General features: G+C 48.8%; 15 protein-coding genes and 2 pseudogenes. 5 read left to right on the forward strand and 12 right to left on the reverse strand.

All coding sequences use genetic code 11. The features are described 5' to 3' along the window. Positions 1–27 precede the first annotated feature (27 nt). The 8 genes and pseudogenes from L1N97_RS04465 to L1N97_RS04500 form a co-directional block, all read right to left on the reverse strand. Complete coding sequence (locus L1N97_RS04465) at positions 28–3,150, reverse strand: efflux RND transporter permease subunit (protein ID WP_236128939.1); 3,123 nt, start codon at positions 3,148–3,150, stop codon at positions 28–30. Between the two features lie 9 nt (positions 3,151–3,159). Then, positions 3,160–4,179: an efflux RND transporter periplasmic adaptor subunit gene (locus L1N97_RS04470; RefSeq protein WP_008985544.1), complete on the reverse strand. Its 1,020-nt coding sequence runs from the start codon at positions 4,177–4,179 to the stop codon at positions 3,160–3,162. Between the two features lie 78 nt (positions 4,180–4,257). Further along, the gene (locus L1N97_RS04475) at positions 4,258–5,502 is read right to left on the reverse strand and encodes a TolC family protein (RefSeq protein WP_008985545.1); all 1,245 of its coding nucleotides are present in this window, start codon (positions 5,500–5,502) and stop codon (positions 4,258–4,260) included. Positions 5,503–5,553: 51 nt separating this feature from the next. Then, the gene (locus L1N97_RS04480; protein WP_008985546.1) at positions 5,554–5,919 is read right to left on the reverse strand and encodes a hypothetical protein; all 366 of its coding nucleotides are present in this window, start codon (positions 5,917–5,919) and stop codon (positions 5,554–5,556) included. Between the two features lie 42 nt (positions 5,920–5,961). After that, positions 5,962–6,150: pseudogene (locus L1N97_RS04485) on the reverse strand (cation transporter); the annotation flags it as partial. Then, positions 6,139–6,267, reverse strand: a pseudogene (locus L1N97_RS04490) (ISL3 family transposase); the annotation flags it as partial. The pseudogenes L1N97_RS04490 and L1N97_RS04485, both read right to left, overlap by 12 nt. A gap of 21 nt (positions 6,268–6,288) precedes the next feature. Next, on the reverse strand, positions 6,289–6,801 hold the full coding sequence (gene lspA / locus L1N97_RS04495) for a signal peptidase II (protein WP_004813174.1): 513 nt from the start codon (positions 6,799–6,801) through the stop codon (positions 6,289–6,291). A 3-nt stretch (positions 6,802–6,804) separates the two neighbouring features. After that, complete coding sequence (locus tag L1N97_RS04500; RefSeq protein ID WP_236128940.1) at positions 6,805–7,701, reverse strand: cation transporter; 897 nt, start codon at positions 7,699–7,701, stop codon at positions 6,805–6,807. A 95-nt stretch (positions 7,702–7,796) separates the two neighbouring features. Between L1N97_RS04500 and cadR the strand changes: the two genes are divergently transcribed. Beyond that, complete coding sequence (cadR, locus tag L1N97_RS04505; RefSeq protein WP_001219642.1) at positions 7,797–8,204, forward strand: Cd(II)/Pb(II)-responsive transcriptional regulator; 408 nt, start codon at positions 7,797–7,799, stop codon at positions 8,202–8,204. A 154-nt stretch (positions 8,205–8,358) separates the two neighbouring features. On the opposite strand, the gene L1N97_RS04510 is transcribed toward cadR, so the two are convergent. Beyond that, positions 8,359–10,764, reverse strand: coding sequence for a heavy metal translocating P-type ATPase (locus L1N97_RS04510; RefSeq protein WP_433915374.1), 2,406 nt, complete (start codon positions 10,762–10,764; stop codon positions 8,359–8,361). 235 nt (positions 10,765–10,999) lie between these two features. Here L1N97_RS04510 and L1N97_RS04515 point away from each other — a divergent pair, with 235 nt between their 5' ends. Continuing rightward, positions 11,000–11,404 carry a response regulator gene (locus L1N97_RS04515; protein WP_442967210.1) on the forward strand — a complete coding sequence of 135 codons (405 nt, stop codon included), beginning with the start codon at positions 11,000–11,002 and terminating at the stop codon, positions 11,402–11,404. Between the two features lie 107 nt (positions 11,405–11,511). On the opposite strand, the gene L1N97_RS04520 is transcribed toward L1N97_RS04515, so the two are convergent. Beyond that, positions 11,512–11,679, reverse strand: a complete 168-nt coding sequence (locus tag L1N97_RS04520) for a hypothetical protein (protein ID WP_176714621.1) — start codon at positions 11,677–11,679, stop codon at positions 11,512–11,514. Between the two features lie 448 nt (positions 11,680–12,127). Continuing rightward, positions 12,128–12,454: a helix-turn-helix domain-containing protein gene (locus L1N97_RS04525; RefSeq protein WP_065955940.1), complete on the reverse strand. Its 327-nt coding sequence runs from the start codon at positions 12,452–12,454 to the stop codon at positions 12,128–12,130. A 75-nt stretch (positions 12,455–12,529) separates the two neighbouring features. Here L1N97_RS04525 and L1N97_RS04530 point away from each other — a divergent pair, with 75 nt between their 5' ends. The 3 genes from L1N97_RS04530 (at position 12,530) to L1N97_RS04540 (ending at position 16,824) form a co-directional block, all read left to right on the forward strand. Next, positions 12,530–13,084: a hypothetical protein gene (locus tag L1N97_RS04530; protein WP_141686156.1), complete on the forward strand. Its 555-nt coding sequence runs from the start codon at positions 12,530–12,532 to the stop codon at positions 13,082–13,084. Beyond that, positions 13,081–14,445: a DEAD/DEAH box helicase gene (locus L1N97_RS04535; protein ID WP_236128941.1), complete on the forward strand. Its 1,365-nt coding sequence runs from the start codon at positions 13,081–13,083 to the stop codon at positions 14,443–14,445. Before L1N97_RS04530 ends, L1N97_RS04535 begins: the two co-directional genes overlap by 4 nt. A gap of 417 nt (positions 14,446–14,862) precedes the next feature. After that, positions 14,863–16,824, forward strand: coding sequence for an alkaline phosphatase D family protein (locus tag L1N97_RS04540; protein ID WP_236128942.1), 1,962 nt, complete (start codon positions 14,863–14,865; stop codon positions 16,822–16,824). A gap of 83 nt (positions 16,825–16,907) precedes the next feature. Here L1N97_RS04540 and L1N97_RS04545 read toward each other — a convergent pair whose 3' ends face one another. Beyond that, positions 16,908–19,778, reverse strand: coding sequence for an insulinase family protein (locus tag L1N97_RS04545; protein ID WP_236128943.1), 2,871 nt, complete (start codon positions 19,776–19,778; stop codon positions 16,908–16,910). Between the last annotated feature and the right edge of the window lie 198 nt (positions 19,779–19,976).

Here is a 19,976-nt window from a genome sequence, read left to right on the forward strand (position 1 = left end):
CAATGCTGCAGCGAAGCAGGTTAATGATTATTCCGTTTGCTGTTTGCGGTTATCGTTTTTGTGCACCCAATGATATAACACGGGCAATACCAACAATGTCAGCAAGGTTGACGAAATAATACCGCCAATCACCACTGTCGCCAGCGGGCGCTGCACTTCAGCACCGGTGCCAATATTAATCGCCATCGGCACAAAACCGAGGCTCGCGACCAAAGCGGTCATTAGCACAGGGCGCAACCGGGTAAGCGCGCCTTCCGTTATCGCTAACAGCAAGTCACCTTTCTCACGCCATAGATCGCGAATAAAGCTCAGCATCACCAGACCGTTCAACACCGCTACGCCTGATAAGGCGATAAAGCCAATGCCAGCAGAGATTGATAAAGGCATACCCCTCAAATACAAGGCCAACACACCACCGGTGAGCGCCAACGGCACACCGCTGAAGATAATCAACGCATCTTTAAATGACGCAAAAGCCATCACCAGAATACCTAAAATCAGCAGCAACGTAACAGGCACCACAATGCTAAGGCGCTGACTGGCGGACTCCAGCTGCTCAAAAGTACCACCATAGTCCAGCCAGTAACCGGCTGGTAATGTAACGTCACGGTTGATTTGGGCCTTTACCTCTTCTACAAAACTACCAAGGTCTCGCCCGCGCACATTCGCGGTTACCACTACCCGGCGTTTGCCATTTTCACGACTAATTTGCGCCGGCGCAGGCGACACATCTAAGGTAGCCACTTCCTGTAACGGTACAAAGTCCCCATTTGGTAATGACACCGGCAACACCGCCAGTTTGTCCAGATCGCGACGCAGGGTTTCCGGCAAGCGCACAATCAGCTCAAAGCGTCTGTCACCTTCATACAGAATACCGGCCGACGTACCTCCAATTGCCGCTGATACCCAGTCCTGTAGTTCAACCACATTTAAGCCGTAACGGGCAAGCGCAGTTCGGTTGGGGATCACCGACAAGGTTGGCAAACCAGTGACTTGTTCCACTTTAGTATCCGCAGCACCTTGCACCTTGTTGACGGCTTGCAGAATTTGATTAGCGCTTGTAACCAGCTGATCTAAATCATCACCAAATACCTTAATACCCAGATCTGCTCGTACACCGGAAATCAGTTCATTAAAACGCATCTGAATAGGTTGGGTAAATTCATAGTTATTGCCCGGCAATGTCGCCAAAGCAGCTTCCATTTCAGTGACCAATTGGGCTTTGGTTTTATCCGGATTGGGCCATTCACTGCGCGGTTTTAATATCACAAAGTTGTCAGCCACATTGGGTGGCATCGGATCGGTCGCCACTTCTGCGGTACCAATTCTGGCAAACACTTTATCAACCTCAGCAAAGGTTTTGATCTTCTGCTCCAGAATTTCCTGCATTGCAACGGCTTGTTCTAAGCCGGTGCCCGGAATACGCATGGCATGTAAAGCGATATCGCCCTCATCAAGCTGAGGCACAAACTCTGCCCCCAACGTGGTCGCCAACCACAGACACACACCAACCAGAGCACTGGCCAAACCAATCACCAGCCAGCGAAATTTGAGTGCCAGCGCTAATAGCGGTGCGTACAGGGTTTTAGCGCCTCTTATGACCGCACTTTCTTTTTCACTGATTTTACCATTTAAGAACACCGCCACAGCGGCAGGCACAATGGTCAGCGACAACACCATAGCGGATAACAGGGCCATCACCACAGTCGCTGCCATAGGATGAAACATTTTTCCTTCGACACCGGTCAGCGAAAAAATAGGAATATACACGATAGTAATAATGGCCACACCGAACAAACTGGGCCGGATAACCTCTGCAGTTGCCAGATACACCGTATTTAAGCGCTCTTTTAGCGGTTGGATACGGCCGTTGTGCTGTGCCTGCGCCAGGCGGCGAACCGCATTCTCGACAATAATCACCGTACCATCAACAATTAAGCCAAAATCCAGCGCACCCAGGCTCATCAGGTTGGCAGAAACGCCGGCTTGTACCATGCCGGTAATGGTCATCAGCATTGATAGCGGGATCACCGCCGCAGTGATTAACGCCGCCCGCAGGTTGCCCAGCAGGATAAACAACACTACGATCACCAGTAATGCGCCTTCCAGCAGGTTTTTACTGACGGTTGCAATGGCTTTATCCACTAAGGTGGTGCGATCATATACGGCTTCAGCAATAATACCCTCTGGCAGAGAGCTTTTGATCTGCTCCAGCTTTTGCGCGACATCGCGTGCCACTGTGCGTGAGTTTTCACCAATTAACATCATGGCTGTACCCAGCACAGCTTCTTTACCATCCTGGGTTGCCGCACCGGTTCGCAGCTCTTTGCCAATGGCAACATCGGCAACGTCACTCAGCTTTACCGGTATGGTGTCGTATTGCGTAATAATGACATTAGCAATGTCATCCAGAGAGGTTAACTGACCGGGCGAGCGTACCAGCAGTTGCATGCCCTCACGTTCAATATAACCGGCACCCCGGTTGTCATTGTTGGCTTGCAGGGCCAGTTCAACATCCTTAATACTCAGGCCATAATTAAGCAGTTTCAGTGGGTCGGGTAACACATGGTATTGCTTGTTGTAGCCACCAATGCTGTTTACTTCCACCACACCTTTAACCTGTGCCAGCTGAGGTTTTATTATCCAGTCCTGGATTTCCCGCAGTGCCATGGCATCGTAAGGTGAACCATTTTGTTGCAGCGCGCCCGGCTTGGCCTGCACCGTATACATAAAGATTTCACCAAGACCGGTTGAAATAGGGCCCATTTCAGGCTCTATGCCCTCGGGCAACATATCCTTGATAGCGCTTAACCGGGTGTTGATTAAATTGCGGGCAAAGTAGATGTCCGTGCCTTCTTCAAACACCACCGTTACCTGTGACAAGCCATAGCGTGACAATGAGCGGGTATAACTTAAATTGGGTAAGCCATACAGGGCAGTTTCTACCGGATAGGTAATACGCTGCTCTGCTTCAAGTGGCGAATAACCTGGCGCCGCCGTGTTTATTTGCACCTGAACGTTAGTAATATCCGGCACTGCATCAATCGGTAACTGTTGGTAGCTCCAGCTACCAATGGCAATAATCAACAGTGTCAGCGTTAAAAATAGATACCGCCTCGCAATAGCCAGGCGCAACATGGATTCAATCATAGTGCCCCCTTAATGATCATGCTCGGCTTCAGATTTTTCAATATCCGCTTTTAACAGATAGCTATTTGTCGTGACATACCACTGGCCGGGCTTTAAACCGGCAATCACTTCGACATAATCCATGTCGCTACGGCCAAGCTGCAATGGGGTAAAGACATATTCGCTATTGTTTTTTACGAAGACTCCGCTTTTATTGTCCAGTATTTGAATGGCCGATTTTTTAACGGCAAGCTCAACGTTGAATTCACCGCTTATCACAGCACCTTCGATCAATTGCCCGGACGACAGTTTACCGTCACGGTTATCCAGCTTAACTCTGGCCAGTTGATAGGGCTGGGTTAATGATGGGATGATATGCGCAATTACGCCGTTAATCTCAGTGTCAGCGGCCATAATGACCACTTTTTGTCCTGTCGCGACAGCATCTTGTTGTGACGGGTACAGGCGAAAATCTGCCCACAGGCCGCCAAAATCAGCAATGCTAAACAGCGTCTGCTGCTGTGCGACTTCACCAACATTGGCGCTGCGCTGAATAATAACGCCGTCAATTGGCGCTTTAATGGTATAGGTATTTAAGCTCTCATTTGACTCGACAACGGCCAGTACATCGCCTGCTTTTACGCTGTCACCCAGCGAGAATTTCACCGAGGTAAGAATACCGGGAAAACGGGCATTAACATGGCTGATGCGGTTTGGATCAGCGCTAAGCTTGCCATAAACAACCTGATGTTGGCGTAATCGCTGGCTGTCAGCACGGTCTGTGACAATATTAACTGCCGTAGCCATATCATCACTAATGCGGCTGCTTAGGGTTTCGTTGTGTTCATGCTCGTCGTTTTCGTCGTGCCCTTCATGCTCATTGTGTTCTTCATGTTTTTTGTGCTCTTCATTTTTCTTAGTGTCAGATTGCGGCTTTACCGCTTGTTCTTTGGCATGGACGTGAGCTTGTTCTTGCTCATTGGCGGCCATTACATGCATCGGCATCAGCCAGGCTGCAATAAACATTGCCAGTGTTACATGTGGTTTCATAATGCTATCTTCCTGTATGTTCTGTTTGCCACGTCGCACAGTTAATGAAGTGCGGCAGCGGGGCAATAATCTTGTCAGTTACTGCGTTACCGGCTCGGCGGTAAGCTGTTCAATCGTCGCCTGGCTCAATAGCACCGCAGTGGCGGTTTCCAGTAAGTGTCTTTTTGCCTGCAACAATTCTTGCTGGGCATTAAGCCAATCCTGATAATTTGAGCGCCCGCGCTGGTATGCATCACGCGTAAGATCCAGCGCTTGTTCCAGGTTGGGGATCACGTACTGCGCCAACTGTTGGTGACTGGTAATAAATTGCTGTCGTTGCGAGTACGCATCAAACAAGCGTTCATGCAGGATCAGTAAGCTATCCTGCTGTCGATACTCGACATTGTTTCGCTCTGCCAGCGCAGCTTCGATGGCTGCACTATTGCGACGTTCAGCAAATAACGGCACTGAGATACCAAAGGTAAGGCCTGTATCATCACTGGCCTGATAGCGTCTTACCCCTACCTGCCAACTCAGATCGGCGCGATTCTGGCTTTGTGCCAGTCGCACTTCAGCGTCTTTTAACCGACGTTCAGAGGCAAAAATGGTTAACGCCGGCGATTGTTGCAGCCGCTGATACAGCTCAGCAAAAGGGCGGCTTTGGCCAAAAGCAAACAAGTTACCTGCCACAACGTTAAAGTTGGCGCTGGTATCACCCCAAAAACGTGCTATGGCTATTTTTTGCCGCTCAATGCGCTGCAACAGGGCGTCCCGCCCGATCTGAACCTGCGCCAGTTGCGCCTTTGCCCGCATGATTTCAGCATCTGACAAGGCACCGCTGGCAGCACGTTTTTCAGCGCTTTGCAGCAGGGCTTCTGAGAGCGCTACGGCCTCTTCTGTCAGTGTCAATTCCTGCTGGCTGGCCAATAGATTAATATAATTGCGGGTAAGCTCTGCCAGCACATCCAGGGTTTGCGCCTGTTGCTGCCATTCAAGAGTATTGAGCCTGGCGTCTACTACCGCAGCGCGCCATTGAGCTTTATTATCCAGCTCTATCACGGAAGATAAGGCGATTGTCAGCTCAGCACCGGCCAGCCCTCTGGCCTCTCCGGTGCCCGCAACATTCTCAAGCTCTACACCGAGTTGATAACCGGGTTTAAGGCTTTGCAAATCACGCTCTGCAAACAGACGCTGTTGCGTAAATTTAAACTGATGCAGCTGAGGGTTGTGTTGCAGCGTTTTATCTATTGCCTGTTGTAATGTCAGTGCTTGCGGCTCTGCACGTAGCGGAAGCGCGCAAAATACCGCCGCCAGTATTGCTGGCAGCATTAGTGTCATACGCATGGGTATGCTCCTGAAAGTTAATCGTTAATAAAAAAAGATAAACAAGCAGGATCAGATATTTGGCGGCGGCACCGGTGGGCGATAGCTAATGAGGTTTAACCCTGGTTGGGTAGCGGCTATAACACTGTCACGGAAGTTAAGCAGTTCCATGCCCTGAAAAAAAGCGATATAGCAGGTCACATGAGCATGATTACTGTGTTCGTCGGCATCATGCTCAGAGTTATGTGCAACGTTATGTGCAGTGACTTGCTCACTGCTTACGTCGAAAAGGGTATCTGAGTGGCAGTGTTCATGTTGCAGGTCAGTGTAGGCATGGGCATGATCAGGCAAATGCATAACTAACGCATCACAGGCCATCACGGCATGATTCAGCATAATCAGCAACAGTAATAATAAGCCTGATGTACGACCTAACATAAATCCCTCAGTAAGTTAGCGCTATGGTAGCGCTATTGCGACTTACGCTTTTAGCTGTAAAATCCTGCGCGCACCATTGAGTACAACTAATCCAATGATGAACCCTATTACCAGATCCGGATAGCGTGACCCGGTCCAGGTGACTAATAATCCGGCCAAAATCACCCCAGCATTTACGATAACGTCATTTGCAGAGAAAATCCAACTGGCTTTCATATGCACGCCGCATTCCTCGCAGGCGATGGGATCGGGCACGTCCACCTGGAAGTGCATTTCGTCGTCGGTTGATTTGCAGCCCAGTACTTGGTATTGCGGCAGGTGAAGGATGTTGTCGGGAAGTTCGGTCATGGTGTTGTATAGGCGTAGGTGTCAGTCAGATCCATCCGACTCGGCATTGGTGTTTGCTTTTTTACCCAACAAGCTGCTGGAAACTAAAAGTAAGGCACCGAGGACAATTGCAATATCAGCCAGGTTGAAGGCCGGCCAATGCCAGTCTCGCCAATAGAAATCAAAGGAATCCACAACATAGCCGCGAAAGACCCGGTCAATCAGGTTGCCCATGGCGCCACCGAGGATAAGACTGTAAGCGATGGCTTCTCCTTTATGACGATTTTCAAGGATCAGCTTGATCAGAAAAATCGAGACCACTACCGCGATTCCGATAAAAAAGTAGCGCTGCCAGCCTCCACCATTCGCAAAAAGACTGAATGCGGCACCGGTATTCCATACGTGTACCCAGTTAAAGAATGAGGTCACTGAAATAGACTCGCCATATGCCATTGATTGTTGCACCAGCCATTTTACGGCCTGATCAGACGCTGCCAGCAGGCCGGAGATGGACAACAGAGCGTACGGTGACAGATGTTTGCCAAAAATGGACATTGCTTAATCCTTGAGCGCCAGAATGCGTCTAGCACCGTTAAGTACAATTACCCCCGCGATGGTGCCGATAATCAGATCCGGATAATTGGACCCGGTCCACGCGACCAGAGCGCCGGCGGTGATGACCCCCAGGTTGATCACCACGTCGTTGGCCGAGAATATCCAGCTTGCCTTCATGTGCGCCCCGCCCTCCCGATGTTTGGATATGAGCAGCAGACAACTGGTATTGGCAATCAATGCGACGAATGCGATAGCCATCATCACCAGCGATTCAGGCTCACTACCGAATACAAAGCGTCTCACCACCTCTATGAGTACGCCCACAGCCAAGATCAGTTGCAGTACACCAGCAAGATGCGCGGCACGTACCTGCATTTTCACGCTATGTCCAACCGCATAAAGGGCAAGCCCGTACACCGCCGCATCGGCAAAATTGTCCAGGGATTCTCCAATCAGGCCGGTGGACCGGGCGATCAGACCGGCAGTCATTTCCACCACGAACAGAAGTGCATTGATGCCGAGCAACCAGCGCAGGGTCCCGGATTCTTGCTTAGCAGAAGCTGCCGAAAACTCGGCGGCCTTGATGGTCTCCGGATTTGCAGCGACGGTTTCCTGAAGCGAGGCGCCTAGCCCCAAGGTCTTCAGTTTCGAGGTGACGGGCTCGACCTCACCGTCATGCACGACCTTCAGCCGGCGGTTCGACAAGTCGAAGGACAGCGCCCGAACCTCCTCAAAGCCGTTCAGGGCTAGGCGAATCATTCGCTCTTCTGATGGACAGTCCATCTTCGGCACGGCATAAACACTGACCCATTCCCCCGACGCATCGGAGGAGGCCTGCATATCGGTATCCGCCGCAGGCCTTGCATGGTCGCCACAGGGGCCTCCGCAGTTTTTACTCATGATATGACTCCACTTGAATGTGATCGGGTTTTCATTTAAAACTATATAGTAGCTATAATGTCAATAGCGTAGAGAATCCGTTGCGGAGGAACCCGATGCGTATTGGCCAGTTGGCACAGTCAGTAGGGGTAGATACACAGACGATCCGCTTCTACGAACGGCAGGGCTTGTTGCCGCCGCCTGGTCGGCAGGAGAACGGTTACCGTGTCTATACCGAGAAACACGTTGAGCGGCTGGCCTTTATTCGTCGCTGCCGCATCCTGGATCTGTCACTGGCAGAAATTCACGAACTAAAGCGCTATCAGGACGACCCTCATCAGTCCTGTACCGCTGTCAATGCCTTGCTCGATGATCACATCTCTCATGTGCGCTCGCAGATAACCGCTCTACAGGCGCTTGAGAAACAACTCGTTTCACTAAGAGCGCGTTGCAACGATGACCGGGAAGTTAAGGCGTGTGGGGTTCTTGCTGGAATTAGCGAGGGAAGCATGCATCAGCAGTAGGTTGGAGTGCCAACCAGATAATCCGATGAGATGCCGGTTTGCCTCACTCTCATGCAAAGGTAAGATCAACCATTTAATCCCCTTACCCGAAAAACCGAAGAAAAATGGCGAGTAGAGACTCGCCATTTTCCGCTACCCCCTCGACGTATCCAGCTTAAACCGAACCACGAAGCCGCAGCGAGTTGAATACAACGGACGCTGAACTCAGACTCATCGCCAGGGCTGCAAACATGGGTGATAGAAGCAACCCGGCAAACGGGTACAGGACGCCAGCAGCCAGTGGAACGCCTAACGCATTATAAATGAACGCAAAACCAAGGTTCTGCTTCATATTGAGAACAGTCTTGTTTGACAGGTCCCGGGCAATCGAGATACCCCGCAGGTCTCCTTTTACCAAGGTGATTTGCGCACTGTTCATCGCTACGTCCGTCCCGGTTCCCATAGCGATACCGACATTCGCCTTGGCCAGTGCCGGGGCATCGTTGATGCCGTCGCCCGCCATCGCAACGATGCAACCTTCTGATTGAAGCTTATCAACCAGATTCAGCTTGTCGGCCGGTTTCACTTCGCCATGAACTTCGTCTATGCCTAGTTGTTCGGCGACCGCTTTTGCCGTTGAAATACCGTCACCAGTAGCCATGATGACCCTGATTCCCGCGGCCTTGAGCGCCTGTACCGCTTCAGGGGTGCTCTGTTTGATGGGGTCGGAAACGGCGAGTAGGCCGACCAGTGTGCCGTCAACCGCCAGGTACATCACACTCGCACCCTTTATCCTCCATCCCTCAGCGGTGGCAGCCAGGCCATCAACATTGACGTTATCCTGCTGCATGAACGCAGTGTTGCCCAACAGCAGTATTTTGCCTTCAACCTTGCCCCGTACGCCTATGCCGCTACCCGAGTCAAAGTCGTCCACTGGGCTGAGCACCAAATTACGTTCGCGCGCAGCGCTGACAATAGCGTCAGCCAAAGGATGCTCGCTGCCTTGATCGAGGCTGGCAGCCAGGCGCAAGATTTCATCGGCGTCCAACTCGCCAGCGGAAACAGCCTGATCGAATGCGGGTCGGCCTTCTGTCAAGGTGCCGGTCTTGTCTACGATGAGCGTATCGACTTTGCGCAGATTTTCTATTGCTGCTGCATCACGAAACAGAACACCCTGGGTTGCGCCTCGTCCGGTAGCAACCATGACTGACATGGGCGTTGCGAGCCCCAACGCACAAGGGCAAGCGATGATCAGAACAGCGACCGCATTGATCAGGCCATAGACCCAGCTTGGCTGCGGGCCGAACATGCCCCACACGACCAAGGTGAGGATGGCGATGGCTACCACCGCCATGACAAAGTAACCCGCCACCAAATCAGCCATCCGTTGCATCGGCGCCCGAGAGCGTTGGGCCTGAGCCACCAACTGGACAATTTGTGACAACACAGTGGCCGAGCCGACTTTCTCCGCCCGGATCACAAGTGCACCAGAGGTGTTCATCGTTGCCCCTATGACCTTGTCACCCGGGCGCTTGCTGATGGGTAACGATTCACCAGTCAACATGGATTCATCGAGAGAACTTGCACCCTCTTCAACAATGCCATCGACAGGAACTTTCTCACCGGGACGTACGCGTAAACGATCACCTTCATGCACATGCGTCAGCGGTACATCTTCTTCTGTTCCGTCTGCATTGATACGGCGGGCCGTCTTGGGCGCCAGACCGAGCAATGACCGGACGGCAGCGGATGTCTGGGAACGCGCGCGAAGCTCCAGCACCTGACCAAACAGCGTAAGGGAAATGATCACCACTGCGGCTTCGAAATAAACCGCCACACGCCCCATGGACATGAATGTTTCCGGAAATATACCGGGAGCTACGGTTGCCAGCGAGCTGTAGACGAAGGCGGCACCGGTACCCAAGCCGATGAGCGTCCACATGTTGGGACTGCGGTTGACCACTGATTGCCAACCCCGTACGAAGAACGGCTGTCCGGCCCACAGCACCACGGGAAGCGACAGTACAAGCTCTATCCACGTTTGCGTCGCCATCTCGAACCAGCCAAGCTGTGGCCCAAACATGGCAAGCACCGTGACAATGACGGTAAAAGGCAATGTCCACCAGAATCGCCTGGAAAAATCGTCCAGCTCGGGATTGTCATCTTCCAGACTGGGCATCAGGGGTTCAAGTGCCATGCCGCATTTAGGGCAGGTTCCGGGGTTGTCCTGACGTATTTCCGGATGCATCGGGCACGTATAAATTGTGCCTTTGACCGCTTCCGAGGGAGGTGGCGGGGTTGGTGAAAGAAACTTCTCAGGGTCATGCTGGAATCTATTCATGCATTTGGTGCTGCAGAAGTAGTAAGTTTTACCCGCATGCTCAACATGCTGGGCAGAGTCTGCCGTTACACCCATGCCGCAGACCGGGTCTGTAAGCCCTGAGCCCGTGTGGGAGGGTGTATGGTGATGACAATGAGACTCAGAATTATCGTGACCCATGGATAAGCACCTTTTCAAATAAGCAGGCAGTTTGCGCCGCGTTTTTTGCGGCTTCTTAAAGGAGGAGATTACATGAATCATGATACCATAAACTTATTAGTTAAAGATGACCAGGCTGCTCCCGCAAGCATTACATTTTAGTCATGTTATGCGAACAACGCTTTTCTCACCGATATAACCTAGCTTCCGGCCACCAACATTACATATTTGTCATTTTCTGGTCATGTTGTGGGCAGATTTCAGACTATAAAATTGATATTGACGACAATGAAATGGACTGGCTTCCTTGGCCTGAACTGTAGAGCGGAGTGGAACGATGAAGATTCTCATCGTAGAAGATGAAGTAAAAACTGGGGATTATATCCGGCAGGGCTTCATGGAATCCGGCTTTGTGGTAGATCTCGCCCGGACCGGGCTCGATGGTCACCACCTGGCGATTACCGGCTCGTATAACTTGATTGTCCTTGATGTAATGCTGCCTGATGTGGATGGCTGGCGAATTATGCAGTCATTGAGAGAGGCCAGATCCATCACGCCTGTGTTATTTCTCATCGCAAGGGACAGTGTAGAAGACCGGGTCAAGGGTCTGGAATTGGGAGCGGACGACTATCTGGTCAAGCCTTGGCAATCTATGGGTACAAATATTTGTGCTTTGTGCCTGAGGGTAGTTAACCTGCAAATTCGACTTAACTTTAAATGCTCCAAAGTTCGTCTCGCTTAACTCGTGCCGAATGTCCGCTTTCAGTGAAAAGCTCCGATTTAATCGAATCTCAGTGAATTTCTGCTATTGGCACTTAGTGACGATTCAAAGAGCAACTTGGTACTGAATTACTCGTTTAGCTTGTGATGAATATCGTCATATTCTGCGATCATCTTTGCCAAGCTATCAAACTTATCACCTTCAGGCGTGCCAGGCACAGCCTCAAGAATTTGCTCAATGGCTTCTAATGCAGCTTCATATTCTTGGTCGTTTTTTATAGCTGTGTTGATTGTCATCTTGTTACCTAATAATGCTCTGAGGGAGCGTATTGCATCCGCAATCACTCGGCAGCTTCAATGCTTACCACACGAGTTAAATTTCCTGCAGCAGAAATCTGCTCGTCAGTTAATGTCTGGTCACTATGCTTTGCCATGCTGATTTCAGGGCGATCTTTATATACCCTGGCTCGCAATCTAGACTTTGCCGCCTGTTTTGGTATTGATGGTATCAATGACTGTCATCAGTGCTTTGCTCTGGTAAGTGGGAGGCTCAGGTTCGAACAAATCAACCTGGTGAATCACGCTACCTCGGATAAATCACACCTCAAAAGGCATTCATATCAGCGTCATCAGCATCGATAAGACAGCTGAGTACATATGAGTAGTCATTTCGCTGCTATCTTGACGTTCTTGATTGGCTGGTAGGTAAATCGAGGAAACTATTCAAGCGACTACCTACAGGATTTTAACCCTCTTGGGTTGTTCCCTGCAGTTCTAAAAAGTCAAGTAATAGGCGCTTTCGCTGCTCAGATGCCAACTTATGAAAAGCTAAAATCAGCTCAGCCATCTCATCGCATTCACAATATAAGTAAGCGACCGGAACGTCTAGTTGCTCGGCGATGTTTTTAGCCATATTAAAATCAGGCTGATGACGCCCTTTTTCATAGTTATTCATCCTTGCGCTGGCCGACTGTGAATCAAGACCAATACGACGTCCAAGCTCTGTCTGGCTGATAGCCTTTTTCTTCCTCGCAGCCTTAAGCCTAGAAGGAAAGCACGATTCGTATGCCAAGTGTGAAAATTCATATCAAAATTCGAATCCAAAGATTGTCTTAGGTTTTCATCCTCCCTTATACTAAGGAATCCTTTGGATTTATCTATTCCTCGATATCCAAAAAAAACCGGAGCAAGCGGTATGTCAGTTAAAAGCTTTATTATCGATACCATCAAAGCAAATGAGCTACATTCATTTACTTTGGACGAACTACGAAAACTCTATGCTACTCAAGGAGTAACAGAAACTTCAGTGAATATTGCTAAGGGGCTTTATAAAAATATTTGGAATCTGAAGAAGAGCGGCATGCTTGAGCTGGTGAAAGCAAAAGATCCAAAAGAAAATGTTTACGTCGTCACCCCATTAATGCAAAAACAGTATCTTCAAATGCCAGAGGAAAGTCATACAAGCTCCCTGCATCCCGAACCCATTGCTTTTCTTGAGTCATTAAATAAACGGCTAAACGCTTACAGCTCAGAATTGGCCACAACCAGCGCAGAAATCCAAGAGTATCAAGAACTATTAAATGCATTCCCAGAGCAAGGCGCAAAGTTAAATCGGAATTTTCAGGCAGCCAAAGAACGTGCATTTCAATTACGTGGTCGACTCCTTGCGGTTGAAAATATCATGAAGAGTCAGCATCAATGAGATTAAGACACTGGCAAGAAGAGTGCTCAACTCAGGCGTTTAAAGCCTTTAAAACCGGTCAAAAACATTTCATGGCATTAGCAACTCCTGCGGCCGGTAAAACGATTATGGCTGCTACACTTGCTAAATATCTGTTTTCTGAAAATATGATTGACTACGTAGTCTGCTTTGCCCCCTCCGTAGCCGTTCAAAAAAGCATAGAATCTACTTTTGCCAAAATCTTGGGCAGGCCAATGCATGGAAAGTTAGGCGCAGCCGGTGGCGTATTCACCTATCAATTTTTGACCACCAGTAAAAGTGCGGATTGGTCATTTTTACAAAGCAGCCGTGTGTTTGCCGTTTTCGATGAAATTCACCATTGTGGTGGTCATGATACCGAGTTATCAAATTCCTGGGGAAGGGAAATATTGACTAATATTAGCGATAACGTTAATTACATATTAGCTATGACAGGCACCCCATGGCGCACAGATCAAGCACCAATATCATTAGCGCGTTACATAAAGCCAGATTTCGCCATCCAGCTGGATTATGTCTATGGTTTGACTGAGGCGATTCAAGATAATGTCTGTCGTCTGCCTGAAATTACATTAATTGATAACGATAACCTGTCCGTAAATCAAAAAAACTACAGCTCACTTTGCATGGCGATGACTGAAGCGGATCTGCAATATAGCCGCATCCTTAACGACACGGAGGCGTTGCGTTATACGTTGTCCATCGCCGTAAAGAAATTGGCTGACGTCAGGCAGGAACACCCAGAAGCAGGTGGACTGGTGGTGGCGAGCTCTGTTGATGCAGCGATCCGTATCCAAGCACTATTAATCAGTGAGTTTGGTCAATCATCAGTATTAGTCTCTTATAAAGAAACTAACCCTCAAGAAATTATTGATAATTTTAGAACATCCAATACGCAGTGGATTGTCAGTGTTGCCATGGTGAGTGAAGGTACAGATATTCCCAGGCTGAGAGTATGCGCTCATTTAAGCACTGTTCGGACTGAGTTGTTCTATCGTCAAGTGCTTGGTCGCATTTTGAGGTTGATGGCCAATATCAAAAATCAGCAAGCCTATCTTATTACTTTTGCGGAGCCCGCCTTGACCGAGTTCACCAAACGATTGAAGGAAGATGTGCCTCAAATGATTGTAAAGTTTGATAAATTTGAGAGAAAATCTGCATCCGAAACACCATCAGCAGGAACGAAATCAGAAACTAAAGGCGATGCCAAAGCAGACAGTACAATCTCAGAAACGAACTGGCATTTTACAAAAACTGAACAAAATGAAAAAAGTCCTCCTGCGTCCTGGGTTCCATTTCAGTTAATTGGTCAATACCGGCAACAGGTCTTTTCTATATTCTGAGGTGCTCCTCTGAGTTTTAATTTCCCAGAATTTTGGGGTATTTGGTTAATTGCTCTTAATCACAAGATGTTATTCCACTGTTATAAAGTTTACGCCCTTCTTCGGTTAGACCCCAGCTAGGGCTTCTTAGTTTTCCTGCCTGAACAACCAGTCCCTTCATTACAAGCCATTTTAATGCCCTTTTAACTGAAACAGAACTTTGACCACTTTCTTGACCAAGCAACTGCATCAGACGCACTAGCGCCGCTTAAAATAAACTCTGGAAAATAATTTTTCCAGACAATGTATTTTTGTCGTTTTTCCACAATTTTTTTCTTTTTCTGAAAAAGCTCTGTTAGTCTTAATTACAAAGGCTTTCCAGAGTTTTTCCAGATATGATTCTAAATAGTAAAGCTTTACCCTGCGATAACACAAACCATGACCCGCGCAGCAGAGCCCAACGAACCGCCAACACTGCCATTAGTGTTGGCAGGGCCTATGCTACGCGCCTTAACACCAACAACGGTGACGTTCTGGCTCGCCACTCGTGAGCCGGTTCAGCTGCAACTCACACTGACCCCCACCGGCCAACAGCCGCTTAGCTTTGACGCTGCGGCCTTAAGTCAGTATTGCCGCAGTATTCGCTGCGCGGAAAAACTGCACTTACAATTATTGCAACTGCCGCTAACGGCAGCGTTACCGCAAGCGGTGTGGATCAGCTACGATTTACAAGTCGCGCCCCGTGCATCAGAGCCAGCCAAATGGCAAGGCTGGCAACAATGGGCGCCGGATCTTGTTTATGCTGGGCGCGATAACCCGGGCTTTATCATACAACCGAAACTACAACGCTTGTTACATGGCTCTTGCCGCAAACCGCATGCCGACTGTGAAGATGGTTTACTTGCCGCCGATTTGCTATTGCAGCAACAAGAGGTGACTGAGTGGCCGGCATTATTGTTGCTCAGTGGCGATCAAATTTATGCCGATGATGTGGCGGCACCGATGTTACAGGCGATACATCAGTTAATTAATCAATTAGGTTTTCACAATGAAAACCTGCCCTGTTCTCGGGTTAGCGATGCCGATACTCTGCACCAGCAAACACCGCATTATTATCAGCGACATACCTTACTCCCCAAAACCAAAGCCAGCGAAGCGATGCTCAGCCAGGTTTTTCGCGGTGTGAAAAAACCGGTGTTTACCACTGATACGGCGCGTAACCATTTAATTAGCGCCGCAGAAATGCTCGGCATGTATTTACTCGTTTGGTCGCCCGCCGGCTGGCAACCTGATTCACTGGCGTTATGCTCAACCTTAAAGTCGCAATTATCTCACGATGAACTTGAACGTTATCAGCAACAACAGCAGTTGATTGAAACTTTCGCAGCAGGGTTAGCCAAGGTAAGACGTGTACTGGCGCATTTACCAACAGCGATGATCTTTGATGATCACGATGTGAGCGATGACTGGAACCTCACGGCAGAGTGGGAAAAAATTGCTTATGAGCATGATTTTTCTAGGCGCATTATCGGTAATGCCCTACTGAGCTACTTGCTTTGTCAAGGTTGGGGCAACAAGCCGACCGATTTCTCCAGCGCATTACTCGATCGCGTTGAGCAAGCCTTAAGCCACAGCGGCGGCCCTGAACATGAAGCACTGATCAGTGAATTATTACAGTTTCAGCAGTGGCATTACCAATGGCCAACCGAGCCGCCGTTATTGGTGTTAGATACCCGTACTCGCCGTTGGCGTTCTGAAGTGAATATTAACCGCCCTTCGGGTTTATTGGATTGGGAAGCCATTACCGAGTTGCAGCAAAACCTGCTTGGGCACGATGCTGTGGTGCTGGTAGCGCCAGCGCCGATTTTTGGGGTAAAGCTGATTGAGAATATTCAAAAAATCTTTACTTTTTTTGGTCGGCCGCTGCTCGTTGATGCGGAGAACTGGATGGCCCATCGTGGAACTGCGCATGCCATGCTCAATTTATTTCGACACCCCAAAACGCCCAAACACTTTGTGATTTTATCAGGCGATGTGCATTATTCTTTTGTGTATGAAGTGCATTTACGCAGCAAAGCCGCTGGGCCGGATATTTGGCAAATTACCAGCAGTGGCTTAAAAAACCAGTTCCCTAGCCGTTTACTGGATATTTTAGACCGGTTAAATCGTTGGTTATATTCCCCCCGCTCGCCTTTAAACTGGCTGACAAAACGTCGGCGCATGCGCATAGTGCCGCATAAACCCGATAATGCGCAGCGCGGTGAGCGCTTATTAAATCAGGCGGGTATCGGCTTAGTCGACCTGCATGAAGATGGCTCACCAAAACGTATCGCGCAGTTAACCTGTGCCGGAAAAGCGATCGATTTTATTATCAAAAAAGAGGAAGCGCGCTGGGAGTAAGCCTTAGCTAGCACTGTGCAGATCCCGCATGATCAAAAAGGCAGCCTTAGCAGGCTGCCCTCTCTTTTTGTTGCTAAATAAGCTTATTGCTTCGGCATGGTTTTTTGGAACTCGGCTAAATCTTTCACCACTTGCTGATTAGGCAAGGTAGCAAAAGGTTGATCTTTAAAGCTGGTACCACGCATTTGCACCGAAATACGTGCGGCATCAGGGTTTAATAGCGTTTGCTGATAAAAGGCTTTGACGTCATCCAAATTCACCTGCTCTACTGCGGCAATCAGTTTCGCTTTGCTATCAAACTCAAAACGCTCACGATACCAATCACTGACAAGTGGCTGCATTTCTTCAAACAGATTCTTCGGCGGTTCATTCAAACTTAACAATAAGCTTTGCTTTAATTGCGCAAATTGCTCGGGCGTTACCTGTTGTAAGCTAAGCCAGTATTGCTGTTTAAACTCGTCAAAACGTTGCTGCATATCGGCCGGACCTTTTACCGGTGTTTGAATATACAAACCAAAACCGGTGTATTCATCTAGGTCAATTGCCGTGCCGCCCACCGCATAAGCCAGTTGCTCTTCGGTACGCAGCTTATCAAAGGCTTGATTACTAAAGTGCGATGCTAACACGCTGGCTGCAGCACGCTGTGCCATGCCTTTAGTGGGATGCACATGCATATCGATAAGCGCTACGTCGGTTACATCAATATCGCGCTGCAACACGATGCTTTTACCCGGCGTTGGCTGCCAAAATGGGCTTTGTGTGTAAGCGGTGGTTTGCCGTACTGCAGGTAAAGCCGCTTGCAACTTACTGACTAAAGCGACTACCTCTTGTTTATCATAGTTACCAAAGGCAAACACCCGTACTTCGTTGTTCAGCAGTGTGTTGCTGATCACCTGTTGTAAATCTGCTAACGTCATTTGCTTAGCGGCGGCTATCAGTTGCTCAGGGTTATAGTTACCGCCACGATAGAGACTGTTAAAAGCCCAAAACGCTTGGCGAAACGGCACTTGCCGAGTTTGGTTAGCAATACCTCGCACATAGCGATCAACCGCTTGGTCAAACCCTTCTTCGGTTATCGCCGGTGTTAACCCCGCTAACACTTGCTCTAATAACTCGGGTTGCTTATCGGTAAAACCATCTAAATTCAGTGTTAAGCCATTACCATCATTCAGCCACATGCTAATACCCGCAGCCTGCGCCTCAGTCGCTAAGGCACTTTGCGCTAAATTGTAGAGATCGCGCCATAAAGCAAAGGCGACTTTTGCCTGCACACTGTTTTGCGCCGCCGGGCTATTTAGCACAATATCTAAACGGCCTTTAGGTTGGTCGGCAAAGACTTTACTGGGGTATAACCACGCTTTAATGCCAGCTTGCTCGTGTACTAAGGTGGGTTTTTGCTGCTCGATGGGCGTTTTAATGGCAAAGCTTTCTGGCAACAAGCGGTTCACTTGCGGTAAGTTCAGCGCCACTATTGGTTGCTGCCACGCCGCTTGCTCTTCTGCACTAATATCAACAATTTTATATTTACCGACATGGCGCACCAGCTCGCTATCGTGTGGCTCTTGCTTACTGATATACCACAAACGCAAGTTTTCTGGGGTGAGTTGCGCTAATACCTCTTCTATCGCTGCGGCATCAAAGCGTTCATATAAATAGGGTGCGGCGACCACATCTTTGACTGGCAGTTTCAACATCGAGGCGGTTAACTGTGAAGCATAACCAAAACCATCGGTTTTTTCTAAAAATTGAAATTGGTTACTCAGGCTGGTTTTAATTTCATTAAAGTATTTACTATCAACTCCTTGCTCTTTAATTAAGGCTAAGTACTGCATCACTACCGCGGTAATCGCCTCGCGCTGCTGCATACCGGCATCGGTCAGGCTCAGATCAATCGTTAGGCTGCCGTAATTACCATAAAAATCTGGGTTCGCTGACACGTTCATGCTGGAAATAAGCCCAGCGGCTTTCAACTGTGCCGCTGCCGTACCCGGCATTTCTGAACCCAGCAAGTAACTGATATATTCATTGGGTTTTACCGCGTATTTTTCTAAATTGGCCCGAATGGTAAAGTCGAGGCGTAGCTGTTTAATATCCTGATTTGGCACATAATGAATGCGCTTAGCACCAAATAAACGGTTATCTATGGGTGTTGTCACGCTGGGAATGGCAATGTCTTTATTTTCAATGGCGGCAAAATGCTTTAACGCCAGCAGCTCCATTTCAGCTAACGGTAAATTGCTGATCATGGCTAACTTCATATTATTGGCCGAATAATAGCGCTGATAATATTGCAACATCTCATCATGCAATTTACTGTCCGGTTTATCGCTTAAACTCTCTAAGCTACCGGCCAAAAAACGATTTGAAGGGTGATCACCAAACATCCGGCGCATCAATTCAAATTGACCAAGGAAATCCATTTCACGACGCATCGACTGCTCCGCATTCACGGCATTGCGTTCTTTGTCTGAGTACTCAGGGTAAAACTTCGGAGATTTGAAGAAATCTGAAAAACGGTCTAAGGCTTCGTCATACACATTGTTATTAATTTCAAACATGTAGTTGGTAATATCTAACCAAGTATAAGCATTGTAAGCGCCGTTATGCAGGCTCATAAAACCGGCGTACTCGGCAGGATCAGGATAACGCTCGGTTCCCATAAACAGCATATGCTCTAAATAATGCGCTAAACCTTGCTGCGACATCGGATCTTGTAACATACCCGCACCGACACTGAGCGACACGGCAGATTTTTCGGACGCAGGATCAGAAACTAACACTACTGCCAACTTATTGGGCAAGGTCAGCGTTTTGTATTGCCGCTGATCGTTCGGACTCACCACTATTGCTGCTGCCGCTTGTTGCATGGTTGTCACATCTAAAGAGGTGCTTTGTTGGGCACAGCCTGTCATCACCGCCAGTGCTACCGCGCTAATTACTAAAAGTTTTTTCATCATTAATTCCCTCAGTGAAAAATGTAAAAATAATGTAGACCAACCATAACCAAATAGCAAACAAATAAACCAAACGTCTCTGAGTATGGTCTGACCTGTACCGGAGTGTGGTCAAACCTGTCTCAGAGACTGGTCTTACCGGTGTCTGAGTGTGGTCGGATCTGTCTCAGAGTGTGGTCGGAGGAGTGTGTGAGTGAT

This window comes from Rheinheimera sp. UJ63, from assembly GCF_021568285.1.
In the GTDB taxonomy this organism is placed as follows: Bacteria; Pseudomonadota; Gammaproteobacteria; order Enterobacterales; family Alteromonadaceae; genus Alishewanella; species Alishewanella maricola.

Excerpts from the sequence above, each read along its gene's own strand:
- cadR (WP_001219642.1), top strand. The coding sequence starts at position 7,797 with ATGCGTATTGGCCAGTTGGCACAGTCAGTAGGGGTAGATACACAGACG.
- L1N97_RS04520 (WP_176714621.1), bottom strand. The coding sequence starts at position 11,679 with ATGACAATCAACACAGCTATAAAAAACGACCAAGAATATGAAGCTGCA.
- L1N97_RS04545 (WP_236128943.1), bottom strand. The coding sequence starts at position 19,778 with ATGAAAAAACTTTTAGTAATTAGCGCGGTAGCACTGGCGGTGATGACA.
- L1N97_RS04470 (WP_008985544.1), bottom strand. The coding sequence starts at position 4,179 with ATGAAACCACATGTAACACTGGCAATGTTTATTGCAGCCTGGCTGATG.
- lspA (WP_004813174.1), bottom strand. The coding sequence starts at position 6,801 with ATGTCCATTTTTGGCAAACATCTGTCACCGTACGCTCTGTTGTCCATC.
- L1N97_RS04535 (WP_236128941.1), top strand. The coding sequence starts at position 13,081 with ATGAGATTAAGACACTGGCAAGAAGAGTGCTCAACTCAGGCGTTTAAA.
- L1N97_RS04475 (WP_008985545.1), bottom strand. The coding sequence starts at position 5,502 with ATGCGTATGACACTAATGCTGCCAGCAATACTGGCGGCGGTATTTTGC.
- L1N97_RS04500 (WP_236128940.1), bottom strand. The coding sequence starts at position 7,701 with ATGAGTAAAAACTGCGGAGGCCCCTGTGGCGACCATGCAAGGCCTGCG.
- L1N97_RS04515 (WP_442967210.1), top strand. The coding sequence starts at position 11,000 with ATGAAGATTCTCATCGTAGAAGATGAAGTAAAAACTGGGGATTATATC.
- L1N97_RS04465 (WP_236128939.1), bottom strand. The coding sequence starts at position 3,150 with ATGATTGAATCCATGTTGCGCCTGGCTATTGCGAGGCGGTATCTATTT.
- L1N97_RS04480 (WP_008985546.1), bottom strand. The coding sequence starts at position 5,919 with ATGTTAGGTCGTACATCAGGCTTATTATTACTGTTGCTGATTATGCTG.
- L1N97_RS04540 (WP_236128942.1), top strand. The coding sequence starts at position 14,863 with ATGACCCGCGCAGCAGAGCCCAACGAACCGCCAACACTGCCATTAGTG.
- L1N97_RS04510 (WP_433915374.1), bottom strand. The coding sequence starts at position 10,764 with ATGATTCATGTAATCTCCTCCTTTAAGAAGCCGCAAAAAACGCGGCGC.